This window comes from Nocardiopsis alborubida, assembly GCF_012396365.1.
GTDB lineage: Bacteria > Actinomycetota > Actinomycetes > Streptosporangiales > Streptosporangiaceae > Nocardiopsis > Nocardiopsis alborubida.
Window position 1 is genome coordinate 117,168 of the sequence record NZ_JAAXPG010000011.1, and the last position, 22,884, is coordinate 140,051.

Genomic DNA, 22,884 nt, shown 5'->3' on the forward strand with positions numbered 1-22,884 from the left:
GTTCAGCCTCCCTGCACTGCGGTGAGGACGTCCACGCGGTCGCCCTGGTTGAGCTGGCTCGCGGCCCACGCGGCCCGGCGCACCACCTCGTCGTTGACGGCCACGGCGATACCGCCGGGGACCTCGGTGCCGGTCAGGTCGCGTACGACCGCTTCCACGGTCGTGTCGTCGGTGAACTCGCGGCGGTCGCCGTTGATGATCAGTTCCACTGCTACTACCTACTTGCGCGTCGTGCCGTGAAGCGGCGGGCGTACTCCGGCAGGTCTCCGTCGGCCAGGGCGCGGGCCATGGCCTCACCTGTCACCGGGGTCAGCAGCACCCCGTGCCGGAAGTGCCCGGCGGCCAGGTGCAGTCCCGGGACCCGGGTGGGCCCCAGGAGGGGTTCGTTGTCGGGGGAGCCGGGGCGCAGCCCGACGCAGGTCTCGGTGACCTCCAGCTCGCTCACCCCGGGGACGAGCTCGCGCGCGTCCCGCAGTACCTGCCAGAGCCCCCCGACGGTGAGGGAGGTGTCGTGGCCCAGCTCCTCCTGGGTGGCGCCGATGACGACCTCGCCGTCGGCGCGCGGCACCAGGTAGGTGGGAAAGCCCCGGACCAGGCCGCGGACGGTCCGGCTGACGAGCGGCGGCTCGCCGTCGGGCACCCGGGCGCGCAGCAGCTGTCCCTTGACCGGGCGCAGCGGCGGCACCACGGGTTCGGGGAGCCCGACGGCGTTGCCCCAGCAGCCCGCGGCCAGCACCACCTGGTGCGCGGGCAGGGTCTCCCCGGCCGTGGCGCCCCCGACCGGGGCCTCCCCGGCCAGGCGCACGCCCAGTCGGGCGCCCCCGGGGCCGGGGGAGAGGACCTCCCCGACCCGCCCGCGGACCTCGGTGACGCCCGCGCGCCCGCCCGCCGCGGCCAGGGCGCGCAGCAGCCGCCGCGGGTCCACGGAGTGGTCGTCGGGCGCCAGGACGCCGCCGCGCACCGACGGGGCGAGCATGGGCTCCAGGCGGCGGCACTCGCGGCCGGTGAGGCGCTCGGCGGCGAGGCCCAGCCGCTGCTGGAGCGCGTGCAGTTCGGTGAGGACGGCCAGGTCGTCGCGGTCGAAGGCGACCAGGAGCGTGCCGGTGGCGCGGTGGCCCACGTCCAGGCCGCTGGCCTCCTCCAGTTCGGCGACGAAGTCCGCGTACATGCGGGCCGAGCGGACGCCCAGCTCCATGAGGGGCTCCTCGCCGAACACCGCCTCGGTGGCGGGGGTCAGCATGCCCGCCGCCACGGTGGAGGCGGCGCGGGACGGGTCGGACTCGACCAGGGTGACGCGCAGTCCGCGTTGGGCGGCGCGCCAGGCGGTGACCCGCCCGACGAGGCCGCCGCCGACCACGACGACGCGGTCGCGGTGGGAATCGTTGGAGGTGCGCACGGCTGCGGCTTCCACTCCCTTCGCCGGCATGATCCGGATCAGGTTCGTGCGGTCGGAGGCTCACAGCCTCCCTCTCAGCCGGGTCCCACCCGGCTCCCGCGGGATGTAGGGGTCTGTCCCCATTCTAGGACCTGTACCCGACGCGCCCCGTGCCGGGGGGAAGGAGGTGCGCGGATGTGGCAGATTGGTGGTGTGACACAACGCGACATCGACACGCTCATCGGCGACTGGCTGACCCTCAAGGAGGCGGCCGTGCCGCTGGGCGTGAGCCCGAACCGGATCAAGACGCTGATCCGCGAGAACCGCATGATGGGTGTGGTCCGCGACGGCGAACTGTCCATCCCCGCCGCCTTCATCGACGGTGACGACCTGGTGAAGGGCCTGCCCGGGACACTGCTGCTGCTCACCGACGCGGGCTTCTCCTCCGAGGAGGCCCTGCGCTGGCTGTTCACCCCCGACGACTCGCTGCCGGGCACGCCGATCCAGGCCATGCGCGAGAACCGGGGCACCGAGGTGCGCCGCCGGGCCCAGAGCATGGCCTTCTAGCCGGCCGCGGGGGAGGGGCGCGCCGCCGCGTCCCTCCCCCTTGGGCGCGAACGCGCCAGGGCCTAGGGTGGACTGTGTGAGGACCAGCCACGGAACCAGCCTGCGCAAGCGCCTGGACGCATCGCTTCTGTACCTGTGCACCGACGCCCGGACCGGTCGGGGCGATCTCGCCGAGTTCGCCGACGCCGCCCTGGCCGGGGGAGTGGACATCATCCAGCTCCGGGACAAGGGCCTGGAGGCGCGCGAGGAGATCGCGGCCCTGGAGGTGATGAAGGAGGCGTGCGAGCGGTACGGCGCCCTGCTCGCGGTCAACGACCGCGCCGACATCGCCCGCGCCGTGCGCGCCGACGTCCTCCACCTGGGCCAGCGGGACCTGCCCGTGCCCATGGCCCGCGACATCATCGGCGCCGACCCCGTGATCGGCCGCTCCAACAACGACGTCGCCGCCGCGGCCGCCTCCGCCGAGGAGCCCGGCAGCGACTACTTCTGCGTCGGGCCGACCTGGGCGACCCCCACCAAGCCGGGCCGTCCGGCCGCCGGGCTGGAGCTGGTGGAGGAGGCGGCCGCGCTGGGCACCGACCGTCCCTGGTTCGCCATCGGCGGGATCGACGCCGACAACATCGACCGCGTGCTGGACGCCGGGGCCCGCCGGGTCGTGGTCGTGCGCGCGATCACGGAGGCGGAGGATCCCCGGTCCGCCGCCGCCGCTCTGCGCCAGCGCCTGGCGGCCCGCGCCGGGGAGTGACCGGCACCGGTCCCCGGTCCGCCCGCGCCGGGGACCGAACAAGGCGAACGCGGCCGCGGCGTCCGCCGAACGTGAGGCCGGGCCCCACGCGGCGGCCGCGGTGGTCAGCGCCAGGACGTACCAGGCCAGCAGCGCGAGCGCTCCCGGCCGCTCCAGCGGCCCCGCCTCGGGCCGGGAGCCCAGCCCACCGCCACCAGCAGCACCACGAGGGTGGAGACCAGGTCGCGCACGACGCTGGCCGCCATGTGTCCGGTGGCCACGGCCGACGCCCGCACCGGCATGGTCCGCAGGCGCTGTACCACCCCCGAGACAGTTCGGCGTGCACGGCGGTGGCGGTCGACGAGCACCTCCCGCAGGCGGTCGGCGGTGCCGTGGCGGGCGGGCCCCTCACGCCCGCCTCCGTGCGCCGGTCCGGGCAGGGGCCGGGCGCCCTGGAGGACAGCGGCCCGCCCCCGGACGGGGGGATCCAGGCCATGGTCATGCTGAGGACCTACGCACGCGCGGAGGCCGGTCCCACCGGGGACCCGGAACGGGCCCGCGCGGCGGACGGCCCGGACGGGTCCGGGGCCGAGCGCGCCGCCCGGTCCTAGGGGACCAGCAGGACCTTGCCGAGCACCGTGCGCCCCTCCAGCGCGGCGTGCGCCTCGGCGGCCCGCTCCAGCGGCAGGGTCAGCCCCACGTGCGGGGTGATCCTGCCCATGCGGGCCATCTCCAGCGCCATCCGCAGGGCGTCCTGCCGGTCGCCGTCCGCCGCCTTGAGGTCGAACAGGCCCAGGACCTCGATCCCGCGGCGCCCCGCCTCCTCCGCGTCCACCTCCGTGAAGCTCCCGCCCGCGGAGCCGTAGCCGATGAACCGGCCGCCGTCGGCCAGGGTCTCGAAGGCCGCCGCGCCCAGCGCGCCCCCGGCGCCGTCCAGGACCACGTCGACCCCGGCGCCGCCGGTCAGCGCGCGCACCCGCTCCTGCCAGTCCGGCTCGGAGTAGTCCACGGTCTCCTGTGCGCCCAGTCCACGGACCAGGGCTAGCTTGGCCCCGCCCCTGGCCGCGCCGATGACCCGGGCCCCGGCCGTGCGGGCCAGCTGGACGGCCAGGGTGCCCGCGCCTCCGGCGGCCGCGGCGACCAGGACCGTGGTGCTGGGACCGAAGCCCGCCGCCCGCTCCAGCGCCAGCGCGGTCGGCCCGTCGTGCAGCAGGGCCAGCGCCGCCCGGGAGTCCACCTCCTCGGGCACCCTGACCAGAGCCGACTCCGGGACCACGGCCCGCTCGGCGTAACCGTCCACGGGCAGGGTGGGTCCCTCCGGCGCCGCGTCCGTGTGCCCGGTGTCGGCGACCACCGTGCCCCCCTCCCAACCCGGGTCCACGCCGGGGCCGACCCGGACCACCCGCCCGGCCACGCCCGCGCCGGGGACGTAGGGAGGAGCCACGGGGAAGTAGTCCAGCCCCCAGCCGCCGCGGACCAGGGTGTCCAGGTACATCACGTTCGCCGCGGTGACCTCCACCAGCGCCCGACCCGGTCCCACCTCGGGCTCGGGCACGTCCCGGACCACCAGGACCCCCGGGCCGCCGAACTCCTCGACCTGTACCGCTCGCATGCCGTTCTCCCTCGGTGCGCACTGCCTGTTTCCGACACCGCCCAGCCTCTTACCTCAACATTTATTGAGGTCAAGTGCCGGGTGGAGGTGAGGCCCACGGCACGGGAAGGCCCACGGCACGGAAGGCCCACGGCGCGGGAAGGTCCACGGTGCGGGGAGACCGCCGCGCACGGGGTGCGGCGGCGGGGGACGGGACGCGGTCAGACCGAGACGTGCGACAGGGCGCTGGGATGGCGCCGCAGGAAGCCCTCGATGGACTGGGCGGGGTGGCCGGTCAGGTCGGGGACGACGGGCGAGACCACGTCGAGCTCCCCGGCGGCGATCGCGGCGTAGGAGGTCACCCAGCCCTCGACCGCCCAGTCGGGGGCGCCGCTGGAGCGGCGCGACTCCAGCGCCTCCTCCCGGGTCTGGGGCACGTAGCGCACCGAACGCCCGGTGAGCACGCCCAGCCTCTCCGCCGTCGCGCCCAGGGACAGCGCCTCCGGGCCGGTGACGTCGTGGCTGGTGTCGCGCGAGGCGAGTGCGGCGGCCGGGTCGGTCAGCACCGCCGCGGCCACGTCCGCCACGTCGTCGCGCGAGACCCACGCGATCCGGCCGTCGCCGGCCGGGCCCCGTACCGCGCCCCCGTCGTCCACCCAGCCGGGCAGCAGGTCCAGGTACAGGCTGGGTCTGAGGAAGGTGTACCGCACCCCCGTCGAGCGGATGTGCGCCTCGGTGAAGAAGTGCGTGCGCGCGAACGTGAAGGTCGAGGCCGGTCCCGCCCTCAGGAAGGACAGGTAGACGATCCAGGACACCCCCGCCTTGACCGCCGCGTCCACCGCGTTCACGTGGACGTCGATCCGGTCCTCGGACTCGGTGGCCGAGACCAGGAACAGCGTGTCGACCCCCCGGCACGCCCGCTCGAAGCCCGTCGAGTCCTCGTAGGCCGCCATCGCCGCGCTGCTGCCGGGATACTCGGGAGCGCGGTTGATGTCGCGTACGATGAGCCGCTGGGGCCTGCCCAGCCGCGCGATCCGCGCGGCGACCCGCCCGCCCAGTGCCCCGGTCGCCCCCGTCACCCCTATGGTGTGGTTTGTCGTGTGATCGTCGCCCATGACACCCCATCCTGCGTTACGAGGGCCTGCCGGACGCTGAGCGGCACGCGCCTTTTTGCGCCGCGGGGTCGGGCGCGGTGCGGTCGGCACCGCGGTGGCGCCGGGGTCAGGGCGCGGGGCGATCGCCGCCCGCGGGCCCCCGGGCCGGGCCGTGCCCGACCCCCTGACCCGGTTCGCGTCCGGGCTCCTCCGCCTCCCGAGCCCCCCGGGCGACCGGGCGCCGGTAGGCCAGTCGGCGCAGCAGCACCTCGGCCGGTCCGCGCCTGCCCGCGCGCTCCAGCGCGTAGGACGCCGCCACGGTCACCAGCCACACGCCCACCGCGAACAGGGCCATCGACCACGAGGTGAGCTCGCCGCCCAGCCCCAGGCCCCAGGCCGCCAGGACCGGCGCGCACAGCACCGACTGGGCCAGGTAGGCCGACAGCGAGCGCTTGCCGGTCGCCGACAGAGCGCCGACCACCGCGCCCGGTGCGCGACCGCGCGCCTGGATCCGGTGCGCCGCCAGCGCGATCAGCGCCACGTAGCCCAGGCCGCAGGCCAGCCCGGTCACCATGTGCGGCATGGTCAGCATGCCCGCCTGCGCGGGGGACAGGTCCCAGACCCCGATCTGGGCCAGGGCCAGGGGGAGTCCGCCCAGCCAGCCCACGCCGACGCCCAAGGCCGCGGTCCAGCGCAGCAGGCCCAGGTGCCCGCCAGGCTCCTCCAGGATCCGCCGGCGCGCGGCCCAGTAGCCGAGCAGGATCGCCGCGGGCACGACCATGCCCAGCAGCCCCTGGCCCAGCGTGATCAGCGGCCAGTCCAGGACGCGGCCCAGCGCGGCGCCCAGGACCGAGGTGTTGCCTATGCTGTCGGCCATCAGGTCCGTGCTGAACGCGGCCGAGGAGGAGGTGTCCGCGGGCATGAGGGCCAGGCCCAGCAGGCTGAACGCCGCCAGCAGCGCGGCCAGCCCGGTGAACACGCCCGCCCACACCAGCAGTGTGACGTCCCTGCGCCGCAGGAACAGCCAGCCCAGGAGCAGTCCGGTCAGGCCGTAGGCGCCCAGGATGTCGCCCATCCACAGCAGCAGGGCGTGGACGAACCCGAACGCGAGCAGCCACAGGTTGCGGCGGCGCAGCAGCGCGTTCACCTCCCGCACGGACGAGCCCGCCGCCTCCTGGCGCCGGGCCAACTGCACCATGCCGTACCCGAACAGGAAGGCGAACATCGGATAGCTGCGCATGTCCACCGCCATGACGACGAAGAACTGCGCGATCCGGTCCAGCGCGCCGCCCGGCTCGGGGTGGACGCCGCCCCCGCTCCCCGGAAGCGCCCACAGGTACCAGACGGTGTTGGCGAGCGCGATGAACAGAAGCATGGACCCGCGCGCCAGGTCCGGCGCGAGGGCTCTTTCGCCCGCGCCGGCCGGGCCGCGGGAAACGGTGTGCCCAGACATGGGAGACCCCCGGTTTCGCGATATGTCGTGTCAGCGATTCAACCGGAGCGGGCAGCCGGGCACAACACGCCCCCGGCGGGCGCGGACCCGGGAAAGCCCCCTAGGGAAGGACCCTCAGAAGGAGCGCGAGGTGGCGGCCACCGCCAGTGCGCGCAGCGGCTCGCGGGCGGAGGCGTCCAGCCGGGGGCTCTCCAGGGCCGCGACGGCCCGGTCGGTGTACTCCGAGATCATCTCCTCGCACACGGACAGCGCGCCCGACTCCTCGATCAGGGAGCACATCCACTCCACCGAGGCCGACGACAGGTCCGGCGCCCCCAGCAGCGAACGGAACCGCTCGGCGTCGGCCGTCCCCGCGCGCGTCAGGGTCTCGGCCACGACCAGAGTCCGCTTGCCCTCGCGCAGGTCGTCCCCGGCGGGCTTGCCGGTGGTGGACGGGTCGCCGAACACGCCCAGCACGTCGTCGCGCAGCTGGAAGGCGATCCCCAGCGTTATGCCGTAAGCGGTGTAGACCCCGGCCAGCTCCTCGTAGCGGCCCGCCAGGGCCGCGCCCAGGTGCAGCGGGCGCTCCACCGTGTACTTGGCGGACTTGTAGCGCATCACGCGCAGCGCGGCCTCGCGGGTGCCGGTGCCCCGCACCTGCTCCAGGGTGTCCAGGTACTGCCCGGCCATGACCTCGGTGCGCATCGCGTCGAAGGGACGCCGCCCCCGGCCCAGCACCTCGGTCGGGAAGCCGCTGGCCTGGTACATCTCATCCGACCAGGCCAGGCACAGGTCGCCGATGAGGATGGCCGCGCCCTGGCCGAAGCCCTCGCTGTCGCCGCTCCACCCCTGGTCGGTGTGCAGCTTGGCCAGCCGCTTGTGCGTGGCGGGCAGCCCGCGCCGGGTGTCGCTGTTGTCGATCACGTCGTCGTGGACGAGCGCGCACGCCTGGAGGAACTCCAGGGAGGCCGCCGCCCGCACCACCCGCTCGTCGTCGGCCGCGCCGCCCGCTCCCCGCCAACCCCAGTAGCAGAAGGTCGGGCGCAGGCGCTTGCCGCCGGAGACCATCGCCTCCAGCGCGTCCATGGCCGGGGCCAGCTCCTCCCCGATCTCCAGAAGTTGGGCTCGGTGGTCGGCGCAGAACGAGGTCAGCTCGCGGTCCACGCCGGAGCGGACCGCGGAGACGGCGGGGGCGGACTGGGAAGAGGAAGGCACCATGAGTCGCAGATTATCGGCTGTCGGGCACGGTCCGGCCCCGGTTCGCCCGACCGGGCCGCTTCGGTCCGGCCACCAGCACGGACGGCACCGTCACCGGCAGCGCCCACGCGCCCGGCCCGGACGGGGCCATGACGCGTCCTCGCACGTCGCGGCGCGGGAGTGGCGCGCACCACGGATCTCACAGGGCGGGACACGGCCCCCACCGCGTGGAACGTCTGACCTAAGCTGGTGCGCATGCTGGCTGCACCGACACTCCCTGTGGCGCCCCGAGGCCCGGCCGCCAGGCCGCGTCACATCCGCGAACTCCTCGACGCGGGCGAGCCGATGTTCTCCTTCGAGTTCTTCCCGCCCCGCACGCCACAGGCGCAGGAGCGCCTGTGGCGTGCGATCAGGGAGATCGAGGCCCTCGGCCCCGCCTTCGTCTCGGTCACCTACGGCGCGGGCGGCAGCACGCGCGGGCTGACCGTGGAGACCACCGAGCGCATCGCGACCGACACCACACTGCTGCCGGTCGCGCACATGACCCTGGTCGACCACTCCGTCGCCGAGCTGCGCCACCTCGTCGGCCGCCTCGCCGACGCGGGTGTGTCCAACATGCTCGCCGTGCGCGGAGACCCGCCCGGCGACCCCGACGGGGAGTGGATCGCCCACCCCCAGGGGCTGACCTACGCCGAGGAACTGGTGCGCCTGATCAAGGACAGCGGCGACTTCTGCGTGGGCGTGGCCGCCTTCCCCTTCAAGCACCCGCGCTCGGCCGACGTCGAGACCGACACCGACCACTTCGTGCGCAAGTGCGAGGCGGGCGCCGACTACGCCATCACGCAGATGTTCTTCGACCCCGAGGACTACCTGCGCCTGCGCGACCGGGTGGCCGCACGCGGCTGCGAGGTGCCGATCATCCCCGAGGTCTTCCCGGTGGTGCGCACCTCGTTCATCCCGCGCTCGGAGCAGCTCTCCGGCGCGCCCTTCCCCGCCGACCTGGCGGAGAGGTTCGCCTCCTTCGGAGACGACGCCGAGTCCGTGCGGGCCTTCGGCATCGAGCACGCCCAGCGCATGTGCGAGCGGCTGCTGGCCGAGGGCGCGCCGGGCATCCACTTCATCACCTCGAACCGGTCCACGGCCACCAGGCAGATCTACCGGGAGATCTCCGGCCACCGGAGCCCGTCAGAGGGAGCCGGGCGGCCATGATCGAGAAGGGCTGATCGGGGCTGCCGGGGAAGCGGAAGTCCTCCAGCACCTCGGTGAACCCGCACGAGCGGTACAGGTGGCGCGCCGCGGAGGGTCCCGAACGCGTGGACAGCACCGCGGTGCGCTCCGGCCTGCCCCGGCACAGGGCGTGGAGCAGGGCGCGGCCCACGCCCCGGTTCTGCGCGTCCGGGTGGACGTGCACCTCGGCGACCTCCAGGGCGTCCGACAGGCAGCGGCGCTCCTGGCGGGCCCCCGCGCCCGCGCGCAGCCCCTCCGCCACCGTGTCGTGCCACCACTGGCCGCCGTGTCCGTGGAAGCCGTAGGCGAAGCCGACCGGAAGGCCGCCGCGCACGGCCACCACGGCGCGAAAGCCCGGGTTGCGGGCGTGGCCGTTCATGACGGAGGCGCGCCCGGGCAGCTGCTCCGGGGGCGGCCGCATGGCCGCCTCGTACACCTGGAGCAGCGCGGGGACGGCGTGCGTGAAGGCGGGTGGGGCCAGCTCGCGCAACTCGGTATCGGCTACCACGGGCCAAGGGTAGTTCCCCGGCGTCCCGGCGTCCCGGGATTTCGGTGCGGACGGGGCGCGAGCGGTGCCGCGCGGGGTTCTTGACGGGTTCGGCGGCCTGGGGTTAACTGGATCGTGTCGAACAGGAGTTCGACACACTCCGTCGGACCCCCCTCCGGCGGGAGGGCGGCGCGGCCGGGTTGGGGAGGGGAAGCCCCACGTCCGGTCGCGCCGCTCCGGGGAGTGTTCCGCTGGAGGCCTCCGAGTCCGAGACGTCCCGGGGGACACGACCCGGCCCCGTCCGCCGGCCAGTCCCCGGCCTGTCGGACACGACGAGAACCGGCGCCCCGCCGGGGCCGCCGGTTCTCGTCGAGCGGGTGTGGAACTCTTCGGTCGTCCCGGTGTCGGGTACCGGTCAGAAGGCGTCGACCGCGCGGCGCGCCTCGGGGTCGAGGACGCCCCAGTTGATGAGCTCCTCGGTCAGGTCGCCGGGCGACTTGTCGTAGATGACCGCGAGTGAGCGCAGGTCCTCCTGGCGGATGGAGAGCACCCGCCCGTTGTAGTCACCCCGCTGGCTCTGGATCGTGGCGACGTAGCGGGACAGCGGTCCGGCCTTCTCCTGCGGCAGCTGCTGCATGCGCTCCAGGTCGATGACCAGCTTGGGCGTGGGGCCCAGCGGGGTGGGAGCCGCGCCGCCCGGCAGCAGCTCCGACATCGGCACACCGTAGAAGTCCGCCAGCTCGGCGAGCTTCTGGACGGTGACGGCGCGGTCGCCGCGCTCGTAGGAGCCCACCACGACGGCCTTCCAGCGACCGTGGGACTTCTCTTCCACCCCGTGCAGGGACAGGCCCTGCTGGGTGCGGATGGCACGCAGTCGCGCACCGAGGGACTTCGCGTATTCGGATGGCATCTTCTTGTCGCTCCCGGCCGTGACAGTGGCTGGCGTGGTGGGGGGACGTCCGCTCATACTCGGCGGGCCGCCTGGGCGGTCCAGCGGATGGTCACGGGATGCAACCCCACCCGGCAGTGGTTACAGACAGTGACGGTAGGGGGGTCTGCCTTCCAGGTCAAGCCGTTGGTGTGAAACGCGACTAATCAGTGGCCAAACCGTGCGTAAGTGAGACACCTCTCATGTCCGGACCGAACGGGGCGAGTCGTGCGTCACGATGGCATGAAAAGCCCGCTCCTCCTGGGTATTTCAGGTTTCGGCCCCTTCGTTGCCGTATCCACTGGGTGACGACATGACCACATTTCAGGGGATACATGCTCGCTTGGTGTGTGACCAGAGTCACATTCGTGACCTCGGGTCATCGACCGCCTCGCGGGGGTCGCGGGCACCGCTGGTAGCGTGGATCCGATCGACATCCTTTAACGACCTGTTCAGTGAGGCAGGGAAGGGGGTCACTACTTTGCGTGCGCAAAAACCGACGTCCGGTGACGCCGGTGGCGGTTCCTCCGCACCCGAGGTGCCCGAGGGCACCCGCGCCGTCCTCGACGGCAACGAGATCAACCGGGCGCTGACCCGCATCGCCCACGAGGTGCTCGAACGCACCAAGGGCGGCCGGGACGTCACACTCCTGGGCATCCCCTCGCGCGGGGTCCCGCTCGCCCACCGCCTGGCACGGCGCATCGAACGGGTGGAGGACCTCACCGTCCCCGCGGGCTCGCTCGACATCACCATGTACCGCGACGACCTGCGCTCCGCCCCCGTCCGCGCCCTCGGCCGGACCGAGATCCCCCAGGGCGGACTCGACGACCGCGTCGTCGTCCTCGTCGACGACGTCCTCTTCTCCGGCCGCACCGTCCGCGCCGCCCTGGACGCCCTCGGCGACCTGGGGCGCCCCCGCGCGGTCCAGCTCGCCGTCCTGGTCGACCGGGGCCACCGCGAACTGCCCATCCGCGCCGACTACGTGGGCAAGAACCTGCCCACCTCGCTGCGCGAGAGCGTCACCGTGCGCCTGGAGGAGACCGACGGACACGACGCGGTGCTGCTCGGCCCGTCCCGCCCCCGCCCCGGCACCAACGAGGGGAACGACTGATGCGCCACCTGCTCTCCGCCGGCGACCTCTCCCGCGACGAGGCCACCCTCGTCCTGGACACCGCCGCCGAACTCGCCCAGGTCGGCGACCGCTCCGTCAAGAAGCTGCCCACCCTGCGCGGGCGCACCGTGGTCAACCTCTTCTACGAGGACTCCACCCGTACCCGAACCTCCTTCGAGCTGGCCGCCAAGCGCCTGTCCGCGGACGTCATCAACTTCTCCGCCAAGGGCTCCAGCGTCTCCAAGGGCGAGAGCCTCAAGGACACCGCGCTGACCCTCCAGGCCATGGGCGCCGACGGCGTCGTCATCCGGCACAGCGCCTCAGGCGCCGCCCACCGCCTCGCCAACTGGGTGGACGGGTCCGTCCTCAACGCGGGCGACGGCACCCACGAACACCCCACCCAGGCCCTGCTGGACGCCTTCACCATGCGCTCGCGCCTGGGGCGCCTGGAAGGGTTGCGGGTGGCCGTCGTCGGCGACATCCTGCACAGCCGGGTCGCCCGCTCCAACGTGCTGCTGCTCACCACCCTGGGCGCGCACGTCACCCTGGTCGCGCCGCCCACCCTGCTGCCGGTCTCGGTGCACACCTGGCCGTGCGAGGTCTCCTACGACCTCGACGACGTCCTGCCCAAGTCCGACGTCGTCATGATGCTGCGCGTGCAGGCCGAGCGCATGCACGAGTCCTTCTTCCCGTCCACGCGCGAGTACAGCCGCAACTACGGCCTGGACGGCGAGCGCCTGTCCCGCATGCCCGAGAACGCGATCGTCATGCACCCGGGCCCGATGGTCCGCGGCATGGAGATCTCCGCCGAGGTCGCCGACTCGCCCCGCTGCACCGTCACCGAGCAGGTCGCCAACGGCGTCAGCCTGCGCATGGCCGTGCTCTACCTGCTGCTCAGCGGCTCCTGACAGCCCGGCCGCGGGGCGCGCGCCCCGCGGCCCCGCGCCACCGCATCCGAGGGACGCGAGGCCCCGCCGCGGGTCCGGAGACCCCGGCCCCCGCGGCGCCCGAACCGCCCGGCCGTAGCCCCGCGCCGCCCTCCCCGCCCCAGAACACGAGGAAGCCAACACCGCGATGCCCGACACCCACGGACCGCACCTGATCCGCGGCGCCCGCCCGCTCGGCGGCGACCCCGTCGACCTGCTCCTGGCCGACGGCCGCATCGCCGCGGCCGGCCGGGACCTGGAAGCCCCCGAGGACGTCCGGACCGTCGACGCCACCGGCCTGATCGCCCTGCCCGGCCTGGTGGACCTGCACACCCACCTGCGCGAGCCGGGCCGAGAGGACGCCGAGACCGTCGCCACCGGCTCCCGCTCCGCCGCCATGGGCGGCTACACCGCCGTCCACGCCATGGCCAACACCGACCCCGTCGCCGACACGGCCGGGGTCGTCGAACAGGTCTGGCGCCTGGGCCGCGAGGCCGGGTACTGCGACGTGCGCCCCGTCGGCGCCGTCACCGTCGGCCTGGCCGGGGAGCGCCTCTCCGAGATCGGCGCCATGGCCGACTCCGCCGCGGGCGTGCGCGTCTTCTCCGACGACGGCATCTGCGTCTCCGACGCCCTGCTCATGCGCCGCGCCCTGGAGTACGTCAAGGCCTTCGACGGCGTCGTCGCCCAGCACGCCCAGGAGCCGCGCCTGACCCAGGGCGCCCAGATGAACGAGGGCCGCGTCTCCGACCGCCTCGGCCTGCCCGGCTGGCCCGCGGTCGCCGAGGAGGCGATCATCGCCCGGGACTGCCTGCTCGCCCAGCACGTGGGCTCGCGCCTGCACGTGTGCCACGTCTCGACCAAGGGCTCGGTCGACATCATCCGCTGGGCCAAGGCCCGCGGCTGCGACGTCACCGCCGAGGTCACACCCCACCACCTCCTGCTGACCGACGAGCTGGTGGAGGGTTACGATCCCGTCTACAAGGTCAACCCGCCCCTGCGCACCGCCGAGGACGTCCAGGCGCTGCGCGAGGGCCTGGCCGACGGCACGATCGACATCGTCGCCACCGACCACGCCCCCCACCCCGCGGAGGCCAAGGAGACCGAGTGGTCCACCGCCGCCATGGGAATGGTCGGCCTGGAGACGGCGTTGGCGGTCGTGCAGCGCACGATGGTCGACACCGGTCTCCTGACCTGGGCCGACGTCGCCGACCGCATGTCCGCGGCACCGGCCCGCATCGGCCGCGTCCACGACCACGGGCGTGACCTGGCCGTCGGCCAGCCCGCCAACGTGGTCCTGTACGACCCGGCCGCAGCCGTCGACGTGGACGGCGCGGCCATGGCCAGCAAGAGCGGCAACACGCCCTTCCGGGGCATGACCCTGCCCGGTCAGGTGCGCGCCACGTTCCTGCGCGGCGCCCCGACCGTCCTGGAGGGGAAGATCCAGTGAGCACAGAACAGAACACCCGGGCCGCCGACGGCCCGGCGGAGGAGGGGGCGAACGTGTCCGAGAGCGGACCCGCGATTCTGGTACTCGAGGACGGCCGGGTCTTCCACGGCCGCTCCTTCGGCGCCACAGGGGAGACCTTCGGAGAGGCGGTCTTCAACACCGGCATGACCGGCTACCAGGAGACCCTCACCGACCCCTCCTACCACCGCCAGATCGTGGTGATGACCGCCCCCCACATCGGCAACACCGGCGTCAACGACGACGACCCCGAGTCCGGCCGCGTCTGGGTCGCCGGGTACGTCGTGCGCGAGCCCGCCCGCATCACCTCCAACTGGCGGGCCGAGCGCACCCTGGACGAGGAGCTGCGCCGCCAGGGCGTGGTCGGCGTCTCCCTCACCGGCACCCGCGCCCTCACCCGCCACCTGCGTGACAGGGGCGTCATGCGTGCCGCCATCAGCACCACCGAGACCGACCCGCTGGCCCTGCTGGAGCGCGTGCGCCAGCAGCCCGCCATGGCCGGGGCCGACCTGGCCGCCGAGGTCAGCACCCGCGAGCCCTACGAGGTCATGCCGCCCGAGGGCGTGCCCGCCCGCTTCCACGTCGCCGCCGTGGACCTGGGCATCAAGGCCATGACCCCCCAGCGCCTGGCCGAGCGGGGGTGCCGGGTCACGGTGCTGCCCGCCAGCGCCACCACCGAGGACATCCTCGCCCTGGACCCGGACGGGGTGTTCTTCAGCAACGGCCCCGGAGACCCCGCCACCGCCGACGGACCCGTCGCCGCCATGCGCGGCGTCCTGGACGCGGGCAGGCCGCTCTTCGGCATCTGCTTCGGCAACCAGATCCTGGGCCGCGCCCTGGACCTGGGCACCTACAAGCTGCCCTTCGGGCACCGGGGCGTCAACCAGCCGGTGATCGACACCCGCTCCGGCAGGGTCGCCATCACCAGCCAGAACCACGGCTTCGCCGTCGACGCCCCCCTCGACACGCCCTTCGACACCCCCTACGGCCGGGCCGAGGTCAGCCACATCGGCCTCAACGACCGCGTCGTCGAGGGCCTGCGGCTGCTGGACCGCCCCGCGTTCAGCGTCCAGTTCCACCCGGAGGCCGCCGCCGGCCCCCACGACGCCGCCGAACTCTTCGACGCGTTCGTCGACCTGATGTCCGCCCAGCCCGCTCCGGCTGCCAAGTAGCAAGAGGAAGCAGAGCATGCCGCGCCGTAGTGACCTTTCATCCGTCCTCGTGATCGGCTCCGGCCCGATCGTGATCGGGCAGGCGGCCGAGTTCGACTACTCGGGCACCCAGGCCTGCCGGGTTCTGCGGGCCGAGGGCCTGCGGGTCATCCTGGTCAACTCCAACCCGGCCACGATCATGACCGACCCGGAGATCGCCGACGCCACCTACGTGGAGCCGATCACTACCGAGATGATCGAGAAGATCATCGCCAAGGAGCGCCCCGACGCGCTCCTGCCCACCCTGGGCGGCCAGACCGCCCTCAACGCCGCCGTCGCCCTGGACGAGGCGGGCGTCCTCGACAAGTACGGCGTCGAGCTCATCGGCGCCAACATCGAGGCCATCCAGTCCGGCGAGGACCGCGAGAGCTTCAAGGGCATCGTCGAGCGCATCGGCGGCGAGTCCGCCCGCTCGCGCATCTGCCACACCCTGGAGGAGTGCCTGGCCGCGGCCGAGGAGCTCTCCTACCCCGTCGTCGTGCGCCCCTCCTTCACCATGGGCGGCGCGGGCTCGGGCTTCGCCCACGACGAGGCCGAGCTGCGCCGCATCGCCGGGCAGGGACTGGCGCTCTCCCCGACCACCGAGGTGCTCCTGGAGGAGTCCATCCTCGGCTGGAAGGAGTACGAGCTGGAGCTGATGCGCGACACCAACGACAACGTCGTGGTCGTGTGCTCCATCGAGAACCTCGACCCCATGGGCGTGCACACCGGCGACTCCATCACCGTCGCCCCCGCCATGACCCTCACCGACCGCGAGTACCAGAAGCTGCGCGACATCGGCATCGCCGTCATCCGCGAGGTCGGTGTGGACACCGGCGGCTGCAACATCCAGTTCGCCGTCCATCCCACCACCGGCCGGGTCATCGTCATCGAGATGAACCCGCGCGTGTCGCGTTCCTCGGCGCTGGCCTCCAAGGCCACCGGCTTCCCGATCGCCAAGATCGCCGCCAAGCTCGCCGTCGGCTACACCCTGGACGAGATCCCCAACGACATCACGCGGGAGACCCCGGCCAGCTTCGAGCCCACGCTCGACTACGTCGTCGTCAAGGTGCCCCGCTTCGCCTTCGAGAAGTTCCCCGGCGCCGACCCCGGCCTGACCACCACCATGAAGTCGGTGGGCGAGGCCATGGCCATCGGCCGCTCCTTCCCCGAGGCCCTCCAGAAGGCCATGCGCTCCCTGGAGAAGAAGGGCGTCGGCCTGACCTGGGAGGGCCGGCCCGGCGACAAGGACGAGCTGCTGCGCCTGGCCGCCACCCCCACCGAGCACCGCCTGCGCCAGGTCCAGCAGGCCCTGCGCGCCGGGGCCACCGTCGAGGAGGTCCACGAGGCCACCCGCATCGACCCCTGGTTCGTGGACCAGATGCTGCGCCTGGAGGAGGCGGCCCGCGTCCTGGCCGACGCCCCCAAGCTCGACGCCGACCTGCTGCGCCAGGTCAAGGGGCTGGGCTTCTCCGACCTCCAGATCGGCCAGATCACCGGCCGCAGCGAGGACGTGGTCCGCGAACTGCGCCACGCCCTGGGCGTCCACCCCGTCTACCTGACCGTGGACACCTGCGCCGCCGAGTTCGAGGCCCGCACGCCCTACCTGTACTCCAGCTACGACGAGGAGACCGAGGTCCCCACGGGCGACCGCCCCAAGATCATCATCCTGGGCTCGGGACCCAACCGGATCGGCCAGGGCGTGGAGTTCGACTACTCCTGCGTCCACGCCTCCTTCGCCCTCTCCGACGCCGGGTACGAGACCGTGATGGTCAACTGCAACCCCGAGACGGTCTCCACCGACTACGACACCAGCGACCGGCTCTACTTCGAGCCGCTCACCCTGGAGGACGTGCTGGAGGTCGTGCGCGCCGAGCAGGCCGCCGGACCGGTCGCCGGGGTCATCGTCCAGCTGGGCGGCCAGACCCCGCTCGGCCTGGCCCGCCGCCTCAAGGACGCCGGAGTGCCCATCATCGGCACCAGCCCCGAGGCCATCGACCTGGCCGAGGACCGCGGCGAGTTCGGCAAGGTCCTGGCCGACGCCGGGCTGCCCGCGCCCAGGTACGGCACCGCCCACTCCTTCGCCGAGGCCAAGGCCGCCGCGGACGAGATCGGCTACCCCGTCATGGTCCGCCCCTCCTACGTGCTGGGCGGCCGCGGCATGGAGATCGTCTACAGCGAGACGATGCTCGCCGACTACATCGAGCGCAACGCCGAGGTCAGCCCCGAGCACCCGGTGCTCATCGACCGCTTCCTCGACGACGCCATCGAGATCGACGTCGACGCCCTCTACGACGGCCGCGACCTGTACCTGGGCGGGGTCATGGAGCACATCGAGGAGGCCGGGATCCACTCCGGCGACTCGGCGTGCACCCTGCCCTCCATCACCCTGGGCCGCGAGGACATCGAGCGCATCCGCTACTCCACCGAGGCCATCGCCCGGGGCACGGGCGTGCGCGGTCTGATCAACGTCCAGTACGCGCTCGCCGCCGGCGTGCTCAACGTCCTGGAGGCCAACCCGCGCGCCTCGCGCACCGTGCCGTTCGTGTCCAAGGCCACCGCGGTGCCGCTGGCCAAGGCCGCCGCCCGCGTCATGGCCGGGAGCACCATCGCCGAACTGCGCGAGGAGGGCATGCTGCCCGCCAGCGGCGACGGTGGCGACCTGCCCGCGGACGCCCCGGTGTCGGTGAAGGAGGCGGTGCTGCCCTTCAACCGCTTCATCGACAAGGAGGGCGAGGGGGTCGACACCATCCTCGGCCCCGAGATGCGCTCCACCGGCGAGGTCATGGGCCTGGACACCGAGTTCGGCGCCGCGTACGCCAAGTCGCAGCTGGCCGTCAACGGCTCCCTGCCCGAGAGGGGCCGGGTGTTCGTCTCGGTGGCCAACCGCGACAAGCGGTCGATGATCTTCCCGGTCAAGCGCCTGGCCGACCTCGGCTTCGAGATCCTGGCCACCGAGGGCACCGCCGTGGTCCTGCGCCGCAACGGCGTGCACGCCACCGTGGTGCGCAAGCACAGCGAGGGCAGCGGCCCGGCCGGCGAGCCCACCATCGTCCAGCTCATCCACGCCGGGGGCGTCGACCTCATCGTCAACACGCCCTTCGGCAGCGCCGGGCAGGCGGGTCCGCGCCTGGACGGCTACGAGATCCGCACCGCGGCCGTGGTGCGCGGCGTGCCCAGCGTGACCACCGTGCAGGGCCTGGCCGCCGCGGTCCAGGCCATCGAGGCGCGGGTGCGCGGGGACGTCGGCGTGCGCTCCCTCCAGGAGCACGCGAGCACCCTCACCGCCAGCCGGGCCTAGGCTGTTCCTCCTCGGGCCTCCGCTCCGCTTCGGCCCGTGTCCGGCGCCCGGAGAGCGGGAACCGGGTCGTGGCAGGCACGGCGGTGTCTCCGGCGGGTCCGCCCGTTCCTCGCGGACCCGCCTCCGCCACCTCCGAACCCGGCGGGCGCCCGAACCGGCTGGAGCTGCGGACGGGGGCGTCGTGGACGGTGTGTCCACGGCGTCCCCGCCTATACGGTTGGCGCACAGGAAGACGCAGGAATCCCAGAGGGGGGAGGGCGGCGCCGACGCCCCGGTGTCCGCGACACAGGGCTCGGGCGCCACGACCTGATGAGCGACAACGGACCGGTGCAGACCAGGTGCCCCGTGCTGAACGTGCGCAGGGTGGACGCCTACTACGCCATCACCGTGGTCGCCCCGGGCATAGCCGAGCGGTTCCGCTCCGGGCAGTTCGTGTCGGTGGCCGTCGGCGGCGACCACTCCAGCACCCTGCTGCGCCGCCCCTTCGCCATCCACGACGTCAAACCCGACTACGGCGGCACCGTCGAGTTCCTGTTCTCGGTGCGGGGCGCGGGCACCGCCTGGCTGTCCGAGCGCCGCTCGCGCGACCTGCTGGACGTGGTCGGCCCCCTGGGCCGCCCCTTCCCGCTGCCCCGCGAGCCGGTCAACTGCGTGCTGGTGGGCGGGGGCTCGGGCAGCGCCCCGCTGTTCCCGCTCGCCCAGTCGCTGCGCAGACGCGGCTGCCGGGTGGACTTCGTGCTGGGCGCCGCCTCCGCCGACCGGGTGTTCAGCGCCATCACCGCCCGCCGCATCGCCGAGACGGCCGCCTTCACCACCGACGACGGCTCCTTCGGCACCCGCGGCCGCGTCACCGACGTCCTGGGCAGGGTGATCGAGGACTGCCGCTCCGACGCCGTCTACGCCTGCGGTCCCATGCCGATGCTGCGCGCGGTCACCTCCGTGGCGGCCGGCCACGGCATCCCCGTCCAGGTGGCGGTGGAGGAGACCATGGCCTGCGGCACCGGGATCTGCATGACCTGCGTCATCCCGGTGGTGGGCGAGGACGGCATCACCCGCATGGTGCGCTCCTGCGTGGACGGCCCGGTCTTCCGGGGCGAGCAGGTGCGCTTCGACGACGTGGGCACGATCCCCTTCGACGCCCTGGGCGCTCCGGGCTGGAAGGGCTCCAGCGCGGCCCGCGCCGCGGAGACGGCCCGCGACATCGCCTGAGGGTCCCGGCCCCGCCCCGGGCCCGACCACCACCAGACAGTGGGTGAGAGAGTTGAACGCAGACCTCAGGACCCGGCTGGGCGGCTGGGAGCTGCCCAACCCCGTGGTGACCGCCGCAGGGTGCGCCGGAGCGGGCCGCGAACTGGCCCAGTTCTTCGACATCGCCTCGATCGGCGCCGTCACCACCAAGTCGGTGATGCTGGAGCCCCACGCCGGGCGCCCGTCCCCGCGCATGGCCGAGACGCCCAGCGGGATGCTCAGCACCACGGGCATGCAGGGCCCGGGCGTGGACGTGTTCCTCCAACGGGACCTGCCCTGGCTGCTCTCCCGCGGCGGCCGCGCGATCGTCTCCGTCGCGGGCACCGGCATGGGTGAGTTCGGCGAGCTCGCCAGACGCGTCTCCGCGGCCGAGGGGGTCAGCGCGATCGAGGTCAACCTCTCCAGTCCGGACCCGTCCGACCCCGCGGGGCGCCGCTACGTCGACGACGCCGCCCAGGCCGCGGCTGTGGTGCGCACGGTGCGCTCCCACACCCGGTCGGGGCTGCCGGTGCTGGCCAAGCTCGCCGCCGACGTCCCCGACGTGGTGGAACTGGCGGCCGCGTGCGTGGAGGCGCGCGCGGACGGGCTGTCCATGGTCAACACCGTGCGGGGCATGGCCGTGGACACCCGCACGCTGCGCCCGGCGGTCGCCGGGGGGATGGGCGGGTTGTCGGGACCGGCGATCCGCCCTCTGGCGGTGGGGTGCGTCTACCGGGTGCACGAGGCGATGCCGGACGTGCCCATCATCGGGATGGGCGGGGTCCGCACGGGCGCCGACGTGATGGAGTTCATGGCGGCCGGGGCCTCCGCCGTGGCGGTCGGCACGGTCAACTTCTCCGACCCCTCGGCGTGCGCCCGCGTGCTCCGCGAGTTCACCGAACTGCTGGAGGCCCGCGGGCTGAGACGGGCCGCCGACCTGGTGGGCGCCGCCCACCGGACGGGTGTGGGGGCGTGACAGGCCGGGCACGCGCCGCACAAGGGCCCTGACCGGCCTGAACGGCGTTCAGATGGCGCTGTGCGACCAAACACGCGCAATTGGTCTCTACCACTGCCTTGACCGCTACGACCCGTCTGCGGCCGCCTGGGAGGCCGTTACGGGGAAGTGACACGGGTGGGGCGCATGAAGCGGCTCATCCGGGGAACCGCACACCTTGATGGTGTGCACATGACAGCGAACGTGCATTCTCAGGTGCCGCGGTAAGCACGTCCGCAAGTACGTCCGTGCCTTGCACGCGCCGACCCCGGTCGGCGGCACACGATGGGAGATACCGACATGACCGAGACCACCGCGCCCTCCGCGCCCATCGCCGTGGCGCTCGACGCCAGGGACCTGGAGACCGCGGCCACCTGGGCCTCCGCGGTCGCACCGCACGTGAGCACGGTCAAGGTGGGGCTGGAGCTGTACCTGCGCTACGGGCCCGACGTGGTCAGCGCGGTGCGCGGCGCCAGCCGGCTGGGGGTCTTCCTCGACCTGAAGCTGCACGACATCCCGGCCACGGTCGCCGGCGCCGCACGCAGCGTCGCGGGCCTGCGGCCCTCGATCCTGACCGTGCACGCCGGGGGAGGGGCGGACATGATCCGGGCCGCGGTGGAGGCCGCGCCGGAGACCAGGATCGCCGCCGTGACGGTGCTCACCTCGATGGACGAGGACGACCTGGAGCAGGTGGGGCTGCTCGGTCCGGCCCGCGACGCGGTGCGGCGCCTGGCGGCCCTGGCGGTGGGCGCCGGGGCCCGCGCGCTGGTCTGCTCGCCGCAGGAGGTGGCCCTGCTCCGCTCCGAGGTCGGGCCCGACGTCACCCTCATCACGCCGGGAGTGCGCCCGGCGGGGGCGGACAGGGGCGACCAGTCGCGCGTGGCGACCCCGGAGGAGGCCGTGGCGGCCGGTGCGGACCTGTTGGTCGTCGGCCGTCCCATCACCCGCGCGCCGGACCCGGGGGCGGCGGCGGCCTCCCTCGCGGCGGCCGTGCGGAGGGCGGGTGTCCGCGTCTAGGGAGCGAAGGGGGAGGGGGCCGCGCGGGTGCCCTTCGACGGTGCCGGGAGGCGCTGGGCGAAGGGATCGACGGAACGGGGAGACGAACCAGTGCACGGGGTCCCACGGGTCCGGTTATGTGTCACTGTCGGTCACTAATTTGGTGTGTCCGAAATTCGCCAGGCACTGCCGAGAGTGACCCGCGTCACCCCTGTGTGACCTGCGCTGGTGGCACCCTCCGAGCCTCCTCCAATCGGGACCAAAGTCCTGGTTTTCGTATCCGCATGCAGTCGGTTAACAACTCTCAGTAGTTAGTTCGACGAAATAGCCGCTGAAAGGGCACTTTGCGTTGCCTAACAGGGGTCGGACCTACTAACTTGCGCAGGCGTCCGCCCTCTACAAACGAGTAGAAAACCGAGGTGACCCGGCGTGGCCCTTCCTCCCCTGACACCCGAACAGCGCACCGCGGCTCTGGCCAAGGCCGCCAAGGCCAGAAAAGAGCGCGCGGAGGTCAAGAACAAGCTGAAGAACGGCGGCATCTCGCTGTCCGAGGTCCTTTCCAACGGCCTCAAGGACGACGTCATCGGCAAGATGAAGGTTTCGGCTCTGCTCGAATCCCTTCCCGGCGTCGGCAAGGTCCGGGCCAAGCAGATCATGGAGCGGCTCAACATCGCTGAGTCGCGCCGTGTCCGCGGTCTGGGAACCAACCAGCGCGCCGCCCTCGAGGCCGAGTTCGGCGACCTCACCAAGTAGCACCAGGCAGTACCCGCAACACCGAGCAGTACCGAGCAGCACCTGAACGCAGTGCACCGGTCCGCCGCGTCCCCCACAGTCGCGGCGCACACCACGCCGCGACAGCGGCCGACCCCCGGTGAGCTCTGGCCGGGCCGCGGCCGGCGGACGGGTGGCCCCAGGCCACGACCGTCCGCCGCGCCGCGGCCCGGTGGTATAAAGGAGGCTTCCCGCGACCGTACGCGGACACCCCGCACACCAGACCGCCCGCACGGTGACGGCGCCCGGACCGGCTCCGGCCAGCCGGAGCGCGACGC

At 73.3% G+C, this 22,884-nt stretch carries 22 protein-coding genes and 1 riboswitch; of the genes, 13 read left to right on the forward strand and 9 right to left on the reverse strand.

What is annotated here, in order from left to right; translation table 11 throughout:
• Positions 1-2 precede the first annotated feature (2 nt).
• Both thiS and thiO read right to left on the reverse strand, forming a co-directional pair.
• On the reverse strand, positions 3-209 hold the full coding sequence (gene thiS, locus HGB44_RS13560; RefSeq protein WP_061080928.1) for a sulfur carrier protein ThiS: 207 nt from the start codon (positions 207-209) through the stop codon (positions 3-5).
• Between the two features lie 5 nt (positions 210-214).
• Entirely contained in the window at positions 215-1,426 is a 1,212-nt protein-coding gene (thiO, locus tag HGB44_RS13565; RefSeq protein ID WP_168444015.1) for a glycine oxidase ThiO, read from the reverse strand.
• A riboswitch (TPP riboswitch) is annotated at positions 1,395-1,506 on the reverse strand. (Overlaps the previous gene by 32 nt.)
• 82 nt (positions 1,507-1,588) lie before the next feature.
• Between thiO and HGB44_RS13570 the strand changes: the two genes are divergently transcribed.
• Complete coding sequence (locus HGB44_RS13570) at positions 1,589-1,942, forward strand: Rv2175c family DNA-binding protein (RefSeq protein ID WP_061080926.1); 354 nt, start codon at positions 1,589-1,591, stop codon at positions 1,940-1,942.
• 76 nt (positions 1,943-2,018) lie between these two features.
• The gene (thiE, locus tag HGB44_RS13575; protein ID WP_061080925.1) at positions 2,019-2,687 is read left to right on the forward strand and encodes a thiamine phosphate synthase; all 669 of its coding nucleotides are present in this window, start codon (positions 2,019-2,021) and stop codon (positions 2,685-2,687) included.
• Positions 2,688-2,791: 104 nt separating this feature from the next.
• Here the strand turns inward: thiE and HGB44_RS13580 are convergent, their stop codons facing one another.
• On the reverse strand, positions 2,792-2,989 hold the full coding sequence (locus HGB44_RS13580; RefSeq protein WP_061080924.1) for a hypothetical protein: 198 nt from the start codon (positions 2,987-2,989) through the stop codon (positions 2,792-2,794).
• Between the two features lie 27 nt (positions 2,990-3,016).
• Between HGB44_RS13580 and HGB44_RS13585 the strand changes: the two genes are divergently transcribed.
• Positions 3,017-3,277: a hypothetical protein gene (locus HGB44_RS13585; RefSeq protein WP_061080923.1), complete on the forward strand. Its 261-nt coding sequence runs from the start codon at positions 3,017-3,019 to the stop codon at positions 3,275-3,277.
• On the opposite strand, the gene HGB44_RS13590 is transcribed toward HGB44_RS13585, so the two are convergent.
• From HGB44_RS13590 to HGB44_RS13605, 4 genes are all read right to left on the reverse strand, one after another.
• A complete protein-coding gene (locus tag HGB44_RS13590; protein WP_061080922.1) occupies positions 3,274-4,278 on the reverse strand; it encodes a zinc-binding dehydrogenase in 1,005 nt (334 codons plus the stop codon). The two genes, HGB44_RS13585 and HGB44_RS13590, sit on opposite strands and share 4 nt — an antisense overlap.
• 200 nt (positions 4,279-4,478) lie before the next feature.
• Positions 4,479-5,372 (reverse strand): SDR family oxidoreductase, encoded by an 894-nt coding sequence (locus HGB44_RS13595; RefSeq protein ID WP_061080921.1) that lies wholly within the window; start codon positions 5,370-5,372, stop codon positions 4,479-4,481.
• Positions 5,373-5,478: 106 nt separating this feature from the next.
• Positions 5,479-6,804: a DUF418 domain-containing protein gene (locus HGB44_RS13600; protein WP_061080920.1), complete on the reverse strand. Its 1,326-nt coding sequence runs from the start codon at positions 6,802-6,804 to the stop codon at positions 5,479-5,481.
• Positions 6,805-6,918: 114 nt separating this feature from the next.
• Positions 6,919-8,001: a polyprenyl synthetase family protein gene (locus tag HGB44_RS13605; protein ID WP_061080919.1), complete on the reverse strand. Its 1,083-nt coding sequence runs from the start codon at positions 7,999-8,001 to the stop codon at positions 6,919-6,921.
• Between the two features lie 258 nt (positions 8,002-8,259).
• Here HGB44_RS13605 and metF point away from each other — a divergent pair, with 258 nt between their 5' ends.
• Positions 8,260-9,189: a methylenetetrahydrofolate reductase [NAD(P)H] gene (gene metF / locus HGB44_RS13610; RefSeq protein WP_061080918.1), complete on the forward strand. Its 930-nt coding sequence runs from the start codon at positions 8,260-8,262 to the stop codon at positions 9,187-9,189.
• Here metF and HGB44_RS13615 read toward each other — a convergent pair.
• Both HGB44_RS13615 and bldD read right to left on the reverse strand, forming a co-directional pair.
• Positions 9,101-9,715 (reverse strand): GNAT family N-acetyltransferase, encoded by a 615-nt coding sequence (locus HGB44_RS13615; protein ID WP_061080917.1) that lies wholly within the window; start codon positions 9,713-9,715, stop codon positions 9,101-9,103. The two genes, metF and HGB44_RS13615, sit on opposite strands and share 89 nt — an antisense overlap.
• A 394-nt stretch (positions 9,716-10,109) precedes the next feature.
• On the reverse strand, positions 10,110-10,604 hold the full coding sequence (gene bldD / locus HGB44_RS13620; protein ID WP_013154123.1) for a transcriptional regulator BldD: 495 nt from the start codon (positions 10,602-10,604) through the stop codon (positions 10,110-10,112).
• 499 nt (positions 10,605-11,103) lie between these two features.
• Between bldD and pyrR the strand changes: the two genes are divergently transcribed.
• From pyrR to mihF, 9 genes are all read left to right on the forward strand, one after another.
• Positions 11,104-11,733: a bifunctional pyr operon transcriptional regulator/uracil phosphoribosyltransferase PyrR gene (gene pyrR, locus HGB44_RS13625; RefSeq protein ID WP_061080916.1), complete on the forward strand. Its 630-nt coding sequence runs from the start codon at positions 11,104-11,106 to the stop codon at positions 11,731-11,733.
• On the forward strand, positions 11,733-12,641 hold the full coding sequence (locus HGB44_RS13630; RefSeq protein WP_061080915.1) for an aspartate carbamoyltransferase catalytic subunit: 909 nt from the start codon (positions 11,733-11,735) through the stop codon (positions 12,639-12,641). Before pyrR ends, HGB44_RS13630 begins: the two co-directional genes overlap by 1 nt.
• A gap of 166 nt (positions 12,642-12,807) precedes the next feature.
• Positions 12,808-14,109 carry a dihydroorotase gene (locus HGB44_RS13635; RefSeq protein WP_061080914.1) on the forward strand — a complete coding sequence of 434 codons (1,302 nt, stop codon included), beginning with the start codon at positions 12,808-12,810 and terminating at the stop codon, positions 14,107-14,109.
• A gap of 53 nt (positions 14,110-14,162) precedes the next feature.
• The gene (gene carA / locus HGB44_RS13640; protein WP_061080953.1) at positions 14,163-15,299 is read left to right on the forward strand and encodes a glutamine-hydrolyzing carbamoyl-phosphate synthase small subunit; all 1,137 of its coding nucleotides are present in this window, start codon (positions 14,163-14,165) and stop codon (positions 15,297-15,299) included.
• A gap of 16 nt (positions 15,300-15,315) precedes the next feature.
• Positions 15,316-18,618 carry a carbamoyl-phosphate synthase large subunit gene (carB, locus tag HGB44_RS13645; protein WP_061080913.1) on the forward strand — a complete coding sequence of 1,101 codons (3,303 nt, stop codon included), beginning with the start codon at positions 15,316-15,318 and terminating at the stop codon, positions 18,616-18,618.
• 309 nt (positions 18,619-18,927) lie between these two features.
• Positions 18,928-19,827 (forward strand): dihydroorotate dehydrogenase electron transfer subunit, encoded by a 900-nt coding sequence (locus tag HGB44_RS13650; protein WP_061080912.1) that lies wholly within the window; start codon positions 18,928-18,930, stop codon positions 19,825-19,827.
• 52 nt (positions 19,828-19,879) lie between these two features.
• Complete coding sequence (locus HGB44_RS13655; RefSeq protein ID WP_061080911.1) at positions 19,880-20,821, forward strand: dihydroorotate dehydrogenase; 942 nt, start codon at positions 19,880-19,882, stop codon at positions 20,819-20,821.
• A gap of 318 nt (positions 20,822-21,139) precedes the next feature.
• On the forward strand, positions 21,140-21,856 hold the full coding sequence (pyrF, locus tag HGB44_RS13660; protein ID WP_061080910.1) for an orotidine-5'-phosphate decarboxylase: 717 nt from the start codon (positions 21,140-21,142) through the stop codon (positions 21,854-21,856).
• Between the two features lie 408 nt (positions 21,857-22,264).
• On the forward strand, positions 22,265-22,588 hold the full coding sequence (mihF, locus tag HGB44_RS13665) for an integration host factor, actinobacterial type (RefSeq protein ID WP_017565056.1): 324 nt from the start codon (positions 22,265-22,267) through the stop codon (positions 22,586-22,588).
• Positions 22,589-22,884: the final 296 nt, after the last annotated feature.